The following is a 9,815-nucleotide window of genomic DNA, read 5'->3' as shown; positions in this document are numbered from 1 at the left end:
GCGGCGCGCGGCGTCGCGGCGGCCACCGTGGCGGCCGGCGCGGCGGCCCCGCCCCGCTGCCGCGGCTCGGCCGGCATGCCCACGCCCAGCACCGTGCTGCCCATCGCCCCGATCCCCGCCCCGGCCAGCACCAGCACCGTCCCGGCGAGCAGGCCGCACAGCACGGTGACGGACCGGCGCCGCCGCCGGCGCTTCGGCTGCCGCGCGGCAACCGGTCCGGTGCCGCCGCCGGGATCGCGGCCCGGCATCGGCTTGGGACGCAGCACGGCCTGTTCCGACACAGTCTGTTCCATCGATCGCCTCCGGCAGGACCCCTACCCGGGGCCCCACCGGGCGACGAGTCACGAACGAGTGAGACTGATCGGCGCCACCGTGGCGCGATGTCGTCCACCGCACCGATAAACCGCATTCAAGTGATTGTCACCGTTTCGGGGTAAGCACGCGTCTTCTCCAGCCGGTGCGCTCCGCCCCGGGACTACGTTCCTGCGGGTGGACGGATCTCACGGTCCTCCCGTCCCAGTCGCCCCGGCGCGCAAGGAGCAGCCCCTCCCCATGACCGTCGACAGCAGCAGCCCGCAGGCACCGGCCGCACCGGCCGTGCCGCAGCAGTCCCTGAGCACCTCCGCCGCCCGCAACCTCGCCACCACCACCAAGTCCGCCCCGCAGATGCAGGAGATCACCTCCCGCTGGCTGCTGCGGATGCTCCCCTGGGTCGAGACCAAGGGCGGCGCCTACCGGGTCAACCGGCGGTTGCGGCACACCGTCGGCGACGGCCGCATCGAGTTCGTGCAGGAGGGCGCCGCGGTCCGGGTGATCCCCCGGGAGCTCGGCGAACTGGCCCTGCTGCGCGGGTTCGAGGACACCGACGTGCTCACCGCGCTCGCCGACCGCTGCGCGCAGCGCGACTTCGGGCCGGGTGACGTCCTCGTCGAGCGCGGCGCCCCGGCGGACCGCGTCCACCTCATCGCCCACGGCCGGGTCCGGCAGACCGCCGAGGGCCCGTACGGCGACGAGGCCGGCGTCGGGGTGCTCGCGGACGGCGACCACTTCGGTGCGAACGCCCTGCTGGACCCGGAGGCCCGCCACGACCGCACGGTCACCGCCGAGACCGCCGGCACCCTGCTCACCCTCTCGCACGCCGACTTCGCCGCCGTCCGGGACGCGGCGCCCGGCCTTCGCGCGCACGTCGAGGAGTTCGGCTCCGCCGCGCGGCAGCGGCAGAACAAGCACGGCGAGGCCGAGATCGCGATGTCCGCCGGGCACGTCGGCGAGGCCGAGCTGCCGGGCACCTTCGTCGACTACGAGGCGAGGCCGCGCGAGTACGAACTCTCCGTCGCCCAGACCGTGCTGCGCGTCCACACCCGGGTCGCCGACCTCTACAACGGCCCGATGAACCAGACCGAGGAACAACTCCGGCTCACCGTCGAGGCGTTGCGCGAGCGCCAGGAGTACGAGCTGATCAACAACCGCGAGTTCGGGCTGCTGCACAACGCCGACTACAAGCAGCGCCTCCAGCCCCGCTCCGGCCCGCCGACCCCGGACGACATGGACGAGCTGCTCTGCCGCCGGCGCGGCACCAAGCTGTTCCTGGCCCATCCGCGGACCATCGCCGCGATCGGGCGCGGCTTCAACGCCTGCGGGCTCTATCCCGACCACGTCGACCTCGGCGGACAGTCCGTGCCGGCCTGGCGCGGGGTGCCGATCCTGCCCTGCTCCAAGATCCCGATCAGCGAGCAGCAGACCAGTTCCATCATCGCGATGCGCACCGGCGAGGAGAACCAGGGCGTCATCGGTCTGCGGCAGACCGGTCTGCCGGACGAGTACGAACCGGGCCTGTCGGTGCGCTTCATGGGCGTCAACGAACAGGCGGTCACCTCCTACCTCGTCAGCACCTACTACTCCGCCGCGGTCCTCCTGCCGGACGCGCTCGGCGTACTGGAGAACGTACGGATCGCCCCGGGACGGGACTGACGGCCCGGCCCCACGCCTGCTGAACCACCTCCCACTCCCCCTGTAGCAAGGAGCCACGGATGCCCGACACCGGGCCCCTGGAACCACCCCCGCCGTCCCGGCCGCCGGCCCCGGACTTCCTGGCCGCGCTGCATCCGCCGGTCGGCCTCCCGCACCTGTCCGCGCCTCCCCCACCCCCGCCTCCCCCGCCTCCCCCGCCTTCCCCACCCGCACCTTCCCCACCGGCGGCCGCCTCCGCCGTACCGGACGCGCCCCCCGCGCCCGACGTGTCCGACGCCCCCGACGTCGCCGACGCGCTCCAGCGGGTCCTGCACGGACCCAGCGGCCCGGGCACCGCCGCGCTCTCCCTGGCCGAACGGCTGAGAACCGCGCTCCCGGAACCGGGCCCGGTGCTCGCGCCCGCCGAGGGCCGGGCCGTCCCCGGGCTCTACTTCCACCCCGTCCCGGAGCCCGACCCGGTGCGCGTCGCGGAGGTGAGCCGCCGGATCAAGCTCTGGGCCGAGGACGAGGTGCGGCTCTACCCCGAGGAGTGGGCGGGCCAGTTCGACGGCTTCTCGGTCGGCAGCTACATGGTCGGCTGCCACCCCGACGCCCCGACCGTCGACCACCTGCTGCTCGCCACCCGGCTGATGGTCGCGGAGAACGCGGTGGACGACTGCTACTGCGAGGACCACGGCGGCTCACCCGTCGGTCTCGGCGGGCGCCTGCTGCTCGCGCACACGGCGCTCGACCATCTGCACACCACCGCGGAGTACGCCCCGGCGTGGGCCGAGTCGCTCACCTCGGACGCCCCGCGCCGGGCGTACCGCAGCGCGATGGACTACTTCGTGCGCGCCGCCACGCCCTCCCAGTCCGACCGCTTCCGGCACGACATGGCCCGGCTGCACCTGGGCTATCTCGCCGAGGCCGCCTGGGCGCAGACCGGGCACGTCCCGGAGGTCTGGGAGTACCTGGCGATGCGCCAGTTCAACAACTTCCGGCCCTGCCCGACGATCACCGACACCGTCGGCGGCTACGAACTCCCCGCCGACCTGCACGCCCGGCCGGACATGCAGCGGGTCATCGCGCTGGCCGGCAACGCGACCACCATCGTCAACGACCTCTACTCGTACATGAAGGAACTCGACAGCCCCGGCCTGCACCTGAACCTGCCGGTGGTGCTCGCCGAACGCGAGCAACTCTCGGAGCGCGACGCGTATCTGAAGGCGGTCGAGGTCCACAACGAGCTCATGCACGCCTTCGAGGCCGCCGCGGCCGACCTCGCCGCGGCCTGTCCGCTGCCCACCGTGCTGCGCTTCCTGCGCGGCGTGGCCGCCTGGGTCGACGGCAACCACGACTGGCACCGCACCAACACCTACCGCTACCGCCTGCCCGATTTCTGGTGACGAACGGAAACCCCTGTGACGACTGAAACGACCTCCACCGCCACGGCCAAGATCCCGGCCCCGGCGACGCCCTACCAGGAGGACATCGCCCGCTACTGGAACAACGAGGCCAGGCCCGTCAACCTCCGCCTCGGTGACGTGGACGGGCTCTACCACCACCACTACGGCATCGGCGCCGTCGACCACGCCGCGCTCGGCGACCCGGCGCACAGCGAGTACGAGAAGAAGCTGATCGCCGAGCTGCACCGGCTGGAATCCGCGCAGGCCGAGTTCCTCCTCGGCCACCTCGGCCCGGTCGGTCCCGGCGACACCCTGGTGGACGCCGGCTGCGGGCGCGGCGGGTCCATGGTGATGGCCCATCAGCGCTTCGGGTGCCGGGTCGAGGGCGTCACGCTGTCCGCCGCGCAGGCCGACTTCGGCAACCGGCGGGCCCGGGAGCTGCGCCTTGCGGACCACGTCCGCTCCCGGGTGTGCAACATGCTCGACACGCCCTTCGAGAAGGGCAGCGTCACCGCCTCGTGGAACAACGAGTCGAGCATGTACGTCGACCTGCACGACCTGTTCGCCGAGCACTCCCGGTTCCTCAAGGTGGGCGGCCGGTACGTGACGGTCACCGGCTGCTGGAACCCGCGCTACGGGCAGCCGTCCAAGTACGTCTCCGAGATCAACGCCCACTTCGAGTGCAACATCCACTCCCGGCGCGAGTACCTGCGGGCCATGGCCGACAACCGGCTGGTGCCGCAGACCATCGTGGACCTGACCCCGGACACGCTGCCCTACTGGGAGCTGCGGGCCACCTCCTCGCTGGTCACCGGGATCGAGGAGGCGTTCATCAACTCCTACCGGGACGGCTCCTTCCAGTACGTGCTGATCGCGGCCGACCGGGTCTGAGCCGGAAAGCGCCGGGGCCGGGACCGTCACCGACGGTCCCGGCCCCGGCTCGTCGCGCTACGGCACGGGGACGGCGGGCGCCCGGTCCGGGAGGAAGCGGTGGCTGCGGCCGGCCAGGTACGCCGCCTTGTAACGGGGTACCTCGCGGTGCCAGTTGAGGATGCCCGCCATCCAGTTCTCCAGGTCGGTCACATAGCCGCGCATGATCTCGCGGGCCTCCTCGGAGAGCTGGAAGTCGTCGTAGACGACCGGCAGTTCGTGCGCGACCACGTGCTCGAACTGGCGCATCCGCTGGCTCATCAGGTCGTGCACGACGTCGAGCGCGGTCGGGTAGTCGATGCCGAAGAAGTTCTGCACCACCAGGATCGCGTTGTGGACCTCGCCCTCGTACTCGATCTCCTTCTGGTAGGAGAAGATGTCGTTGAGCAGGCAGGCCCAGTCCATCGCCGCGTTCTCCAGCGAGCGGACCGGGCCGCTGCGGTAGACCTCCGGCGGGACGGCGGGGCCGTGTCCGGCCCGGCACAGGCCGAGGGTGAGGTCGGAGCCGAAGGTGTCGCGGCGCATCTCCAGGTAGTCCACCGGGTCGGGGACGCGGTGCTGGATCTGGTTGGTCAGCTCCCACACCCAGGCGGCGGTCATCTTGTCGATGGCCTGCCGCAGCGGCAGCCGCTGCGCCGGGGTCATGCCGGCGGTGGTGCGGGCCCACAGGTCGGTCAGGGAGCGTTCCATCGCGTTGGCGGGCGGCGGGACCGGTTCGCCGGCCAGCGGCATGCACGCGGACAGCCGGGCCGTGGTCAGCCGGGCGGCGGCCAGGTCGCGGCGGTGGCCGTAGACCAGCGGGTAGTAGTCGTCGCCGTAGGTGCCGAAGGCCAGCCAGCCGGAGGCCAGGTCGAGCTGCTCCTGGCCGGCGTCCGGGTCCAGGCCCGCGGCGCACAGCGGGAGATCGCAGCTGAGCAGCTTGTCCTCGTCCCACACGCCCTCGCCGAGGATGCCCATCCGCAGCGACCACTCGGTCAGGTGGCGCCGGGAGCCGTCCAGGGCGGGGCTGAGGGCCAGCGGGAACGGCATCCGGATGTCGGGGATCCGGGACGGGCCGACCGGCTGGAACGGTACGTGGGTGAAGGACCGCAGCCGCCGCTCGGCGCCGGCCGCGGCGAGCAGGGCGCGGATGTCGGCGGCGGCGGTGCCGGGGCCGGACGGCACCGGCTGCCAGGGGCCGGTCCTGGACGCGTTCTCGTTCATGTAGCGGCTGGAGCGCAGGTGCCACTCGTGGCCGCCGGACTGCCAGTCCTGGAGCCCCTTGGTATAGGCGGCGACTGCGGCGACCTCGGGCGGCGTGAGGCCCTGTTCCAGGGCGATGGCCGGGACTTCGGTGAACGCGGTGTGCTCGAACTGGTGCAGCCGGGAGGTGAGGACGTCGTTGACGATGTCGGCGGCCTGCTGGGTGGTGCAGCCGAAGAAGGTCTCCAGGACCAGCACGCCGTTGCTCAGCTCGCCCTCGTCCTCGACCTCGCGCTGGTAGGAGAAGAGGTCGTTGCGCAGGTGGACGGCGTCGGAGAAGGTCTCCATCAGCACCCTGAGCGGCCTGGTGCCGGCGACGGCGGCCGGCACCTCGGCGGTGGCGTACTCCACCAGCCCGGCCGACCAGGGGGCGCCGCCGACCTTGCGGCGCATCTCGATGTACTCGACCGGGTTGGCGATCCGGCCCTCGTTGATGTTGGACAGCTCCCACAGGGACTCGTTGAGCAGGTGCTCGGTGGCGACGGCGAAGCGGCGGCGCCAGTCGGCCGACATCGCCGGCACCGTGCGCCGCCACAGGTCGGCGAGGCCGGCCTCCACCGGGTTCGCCGGCTCCGGCAGCCCGTCCGCGAGGTCGAGCGGCATGAACAGCGGCAGCCGGTCCAGGTGGGCCTTGCCGGCGACGCGGTCCTGGGTGCGCTTGTACTTCTCCAGGAAGTGGTCGTCGAAGAAGAACACCCACACGTACCAGTCGGTGATCAGGGAGAGGGCCGGTCCGTCGCAGTCGGGGTGCGTGTAGGCGCACAGCAGGCCGTAGTCGTGGGCGTCCAGGTCGGCCTGCTCCCAGACTCCGGAGCCCTCCAGCATGCCCATGTCGCGCGCCCACCGGGTCGAGTGGGCGCGCGCCTCGTCGACATGGGGGTTGAGCCGGGCGGGATGCGGCAAGTAGAAGTGCGGGAGTTCGAAGGGCTGCTGCGTCATGGCCGGGGCCCTACCCACGGCCTTTCGGGGGCATCCTCGGGACGGCTGATGATCACACCATCGCGTGAATTCGGGCCGGGTCAGGAACCTCGCGCCCCGGTCCGTGGCCGGATCAACGGTCCCGTACCTGGATCAGCGCGTGTGTCCCGCCGGTGCGCCAGCGCTGTTCCTCGGCGGCGACCAGCGCGGTCTCCGTGGCGGGGGCCAGGCCGGTGATCACGTCGGACTTCAGGGTGCGCAGCGCGGCCACCGGGCCGGGGAAGTACCCGGTGACGTCGGCGAACGGCGTGGTCGGCGGCCAGCGCCGGTCGCCCACCAGCCGCCGGTAGTTCAGGTCGCCCTTGACCACGGTGAGCGTCGCGGCGGCGAACTCGGCGCGCAGGTCGGCGGGCATCTCGGCGTACGGCAGCGGGGCGCAGGAGAAGGGGTGGGCGCGGACGGTGAGCCGGCCGTCGGCCAGGGCGGCCCACAGCCGGCGTCCGTACCCGGCGGCGGCGCCCTCGGCGCCGGTCAGCCGCCGTACCGCGTCCAGCACGTCGGCGGGCGTGGCGTCGGAGACGTAGTACGGGTACGGCTTCACCTGGAGCACCGCGCGGGTGATGTGGCCGTGGGTGAGGAGGTGGTCGACGAGGAGCAGGTCGGGGACGAGTTCGCGGCCGGCGTTGTCGGCGACCAGGCACAGGGTGCCGGACTCGCCCCCGGGCGGCAGCAGGGACCACAGGCGGGCGCTGTCGTCGGCGACCAGCGGCGGGGCGTCCGCAGGGGCCGCGCCGGGGTCGGCGGAGAGGCGGAAGCCGAGGTCGGCGCGGTTGCCCCAGAGCGAGCCGTGCAGCAGGGCGGCCGCCTGCCGCTCGGCCGGCAGGCGGTGCAGGCCGTCGAGCGCGGCGAGTTCCTGGTCCGTCTCCGGGGCGTCGAGTTCGGCCAGCTTGACCGGCCGGAAGGGGTCGATGCCGTGCCAGGGGCCGGGTCCGAACCAGCCGGTCGCGTCCAGCAGGCGGCGGTAGAACCAGCTCTCGGACCACAGCCACGGCACTTCGAACCAGGACCGGCCGGCGTACTCGTCCATCCCCCAGGCCGCCCAGCGGTCGTGGTCGGCGGCGTCCTCGGGCAGGGGTTCGATGCCGCCGCGCAGACAGTTCTCCAGCAGGGCGTCGAGGGCGCGGCGGCGGTCGGGGTCGTAGGGCAGGTGCTGCCGCACCTGCCGGATGATCGCCGGGTGCCGTTCGGCCAGCACGGAGTGCGGGAAGGAGCCGGGTGCGTCGGCGCGCAGGACGGGCGGCGTGGAGAGGTCGGGCATGCGGCTCACCGTAGCGCGGTGGTCACACCGGTCCCGGCTCCCGCTCCAGGCGCACCGCGAGGCGGGCGTAGTGGGGGCGCCGGGTCACCGGCACCAGGGCGCGGATCAGCAGCCGCCACATCTCGGCGACCCGGCGCGGCTGGTGGGCGACGGGCTCCACGGTGCGGCCCACCACGCGGGTGCCGACGAAGGAGCAGACGAAGCTGTGGGCGACGGCGTCGACATCGATGTCCGGGTGCAGGTCGGACTCCTCGACCGCGCCGACCAGCCGGGCGGAGGCCAGCTCCAGCCACTCGGTGAAGGGGTGCCGCAGCGGCGGCCGGACCGGCACGCCCGCGGTGGCCAGCCGCAGTCCGGCGCGCAGCACCGGGCCCTCGACGGAGAGCCGGGTGACGCCGAAGGTCAGCCGCATCAGGGCTTCCAGGGAGGAGTAGCCCCGGCCGTCCATCTCGCGGGCCATCCGGCGCGAGGTCCGGGACTGCAACTCCATGATGGCCTGGGCGAGATCGTCCTTGGCCGCGAAGTGGAAGTACAGCGCGCCCTTGGTCACGCGCGCGCGGCGCACGATGTCGCTCAGGCTGGTCGACTCGTAGCCCTGGCGGTCGAACAGGTCGGCGGCGGCCGCGATGATCGTCGCACGGGTCTGCTCGGCGCGTAACTGCCTCGCCATCGGATGAACACTCCTGGGCTGGAACCGAACGGGCCATGCCGTGTGTTCTGACCCGCAGCAGACAATAACTCACCGCGTCAACAGCCTCTTTGACGAGGTCGGGGGCCGGCCGGCGGCCCGCGCGGCCGCACTTGACGACGCGTGGATTGTCACGATGCGGTAGTGACAACCGCCATCGCATCGTTGGTCACTTGACTACCGGTGGTCACACGCGATTGGCTCCGGCCCAGCGAGACTCACCCAGTTGGCGCACAGCTGTCGCCCGGCGGTGGCCCCTCGCCCTGTTCCTCCTGCTCGGCCGCTCAGCGAGGTGCCGCTTTCCCATGAACAGTTCTCCCCCGCCGCCCGCCCCGTCCGCGCGGCGGCGTCTGGCCGCCCTGGCGGTCGCGGCCTGCCTGCTGACGGCGGGCTGCTCCGGGACCGCCGACGACGCGGCCGCCGCGAGCGGCGGCAAGCCGGACACCGGCCGGCTCAGGATCGCCCTGGTCACCCACGGCGGCGAGGGCGACGCCTTCTGGGACCTGGTGCGCAAGGGTGCCGAGGCGGCGGCCGCCAAGGACGGCATCGACCTGACGTACGCCAGCGACTCCGACACGGCGGGCCAGGCCGAGCTGGTCCGGGACGCGATCGGCGACCGGGTGGACGGTATCGCCGTGACCCTGGCCAAGCCGGGCGCGATGAAGCGGCCGGTCGCCGAGGCGCGGGCGGCCGGCATCCCCGTCGTCGGCCTCAACTCCGGCATGGACGCCTGGCGGGCCACCGGACTGCTGGAGTACTTCGGGCAGGACGAGAGCGTGGCGGGCCGGGCGGTCGGCGACAAGCTCGACGCGCTCGGCGCCGAGCACACCCTGTGCGTCATCCACGAACGGGGCAACGTCGCGCTGGAGGCACGCTGCGCCGGGGTGAAGAAGACCTTCGGCGGCATGACCGAGATGCTCTACGTCGAGGGCACCGACATGGAGGCGGTGCGGGACGCGGTCGCCGCCCGGCTCGGGCAGGACACCCGGATCGACGAGGTCGTCATGAACGGCGCGCGGTACGCGCTGACCGCGGTGAAGGCGGTCCGCGACGCGGGCAGCGCGGCCCACGTCGCCACCTTCGACCTCGACAAGGACCTGGTCGCCGCCGTCAAGCGCGGTGACGTGCAGTTCGCCGTCGACCAGCAGCCCTACCTCCAGGGCTATCTCGCGGTGGACGGGCTGTGGCTGTACCGGACCAACGGCAACGTCAGCGGCGGCGGCACCGAACCGGTGCTGACCGGGCCCGCGTTCGTCACCAAGGCCAACGCGGACGCGGTCGGGCGGTTCGCGGCGGGCGGCACGCGGTGATCCGGTCCGCGGCCCGCCCCCTGTCCCAGGCCCCGCCGGCGCCCCTGATCCGC

General features: G+C 72.9%; 7 protein-coding genes and 1 pseudogene. 4 read left to right on the top strand and 4 right to left on the bottom strand.

The window, feature by feature from the left end; translation table 11 throughout:
* Positions 1–293 (bottom strand): annotated as a pseudogene (locus tag AB0G32_RS20115) (PDZ domain-containing protein); the annotation flags it as partial.
* 259 nt (positions 294–552) lie between these two features.
* Here AB0G32_RS20115 and AB0G32_RS20110 point away from each other — a divergent pair.
* Genes AB0G32_RS20110 through AB0G32_RS20100 form a run of 3 tightly spaced genes read left to right on the top strand, consistent with a single transcriptional unit; the run spans position 553 to position 4,247 of the window.
* On the top strand, positions 553–1,971 hold the full coding sequence (locus AB0G32_RS20110) for a family 2B encapsulin nanocompartment shell protein (protein WP_361164567.1): 1,419 nt from the start codon (positions 553–555) through the stop codon (positions 1,969–1,971).
* 59 nt (positions 1,972–2,030) lie between these two features.
* Positions 2,031–3,356 (top strand): family 2 encapsulin nanocompartment cargo protein terpene cyclase, encoded by a 1,326-nt coding sequence (locus AB0G32_RS20105; RefSeq protein ID WP_361164564.1) that lies wholly within the window; start codon positions 2,031–2,033, stop codon positions 3,354–3,356.
* A 15-nt stretch (positions 3,357–3,371) separates the two neighbouring features.
* The gene (locus tag AB0G32_RS20100; protein ID WP_361164561.1) at positions 3,372–4,247 is read left to right on the top strand and encodes a geranyl diphosphate 2-C-methyltransferase; all 876 of its coding nucleotides are present in this window, start codon (positions 3,372–3,374) and stop codon (positions 4,245–4,247) included.
* A gap of 57 nt (positions 4,248–4,304) precedes the next feature.
* Here AB0G32_RS20100 and cyc2 read toward each other — a convergent pair whose 3' ends face one another.
* The 3 genes from cyc2 to AB0G32_RS20085 all read right to left on the bottom strand — a co-directional run bounded on the left by cyc2 (position 4,305) and on the right by AB0G32_RS20085 (position 8,434).
* On the bottom strand, positions 4,305–6,467 hold the full coding sequence (cyc2, locus tag AB0G32_RS20095) for a germacradienol/geosmin synthase Cyc2 (protein WP_361164558.1): 2,163 nt from the start codon (positions 6,465–6,467) through the stop codon (positions 4,305–4,307).
* A 112-nt stretch (positions 6,468–6,579) separates the two neighbouring features.
* Positions 6,580–7,764, bottom strand: coding sequence for a damage-control phosphatase ARMT1 family protein (locus tag AB0G32_RS20090; protein WP_361164555.1), 1,185 nt, complete (start codon positions 7,762–7,764; stop codon positions 6,580–6,582).
* 22 nt (positions 7,765–7,786) lie between these two features.
* The gene (locus AB0G32_RS20085; RefSeq protein ID WP_361164552.1) at positions 7,787–8,434 is read right to left on the bottom strand and encodes a ScbR family autoregulator-binding transcription factor; all 648 of its coding nucleotides are present in this window, start codon (positions 8,432–8,434) and stop codon (positions 7,787–7,789) included.
* Positions 8,435–8,757: 323 nt separating this feature from the next.
* Between AB0G32_RS20085 and AB0G32_RS20080 the strand changes: the two genes are divergently transcribed.
* Entirely contained in the window at positions 8,758–9,762 is a 1,005-nt protein-coding gene (locus tag AB0G32_RS20080; protein ID WP_361164549.1) for a substrate-binding domain-containing protein, read from the top strand.
* The last annotated feature ends 53 nt before the right edge of the window (positions 9,763–9,815 follow it).

The sequence above is a fragment of the Streptomyces sp. NPDC023723 genome (assembly GCF_040639815.1).
Lineage (GTDB): Bacteria > Actinomycetota > Actinomycetes > Streptomycetales > Streptomycetaceae > Streptomyces.
Note: the sequence above shows the minus strand (reverse complement) of the source record. Positions and strands in the feature narration are given on the sequence as shown.

Bases quoted from the DNA above. Each gene is read 5' to 3' on its own strand.
- AB0G32_RS20085 (WP_361164552.1), bottom strand. From the start codon at position 8,434: ATGGCGAGGCAGTTACGCGCCGAGCAGACCCGTGCGACGATCATCGCG.
- AB0G32_RS20105 (WP_361164564.1), top strand. From the start codon at position 2,031: ATGCCCGACACCGGGCCCCTGGAACCACCCCCGCCGTCCCGGCCGCCG.
- AB0G32_RS20090 (WP_361164555.1), bottom strand. From the start codon at position 7,764: ATGCCCGACCTCTCCACGCCGCCCGTCCTGCGCGCCGACGCACCCGGC.
- AB0G32_RS20080 (WP_361164549.1), top strand. From the start codon at position 8,758: ATGAACAGTTCTCCCCCGCCGCCCGCCCCGTCCGCGCGGCGGCGTCTG.
- cyc2 (WP_361164558.1), bottom strand. From the start codon at position 6,467: ATGACGCAGCAGCCCTTCGAACTCCCGCACTTCTACTTGCCGCATCCC.
- AB0G32_RS20110 (WP_361164567.1), top strand. From the start codon at position 553: ATGACCGTCGACAGCAGCAGCCCGCAGGCACCGGCCGCACCGGCCGTG.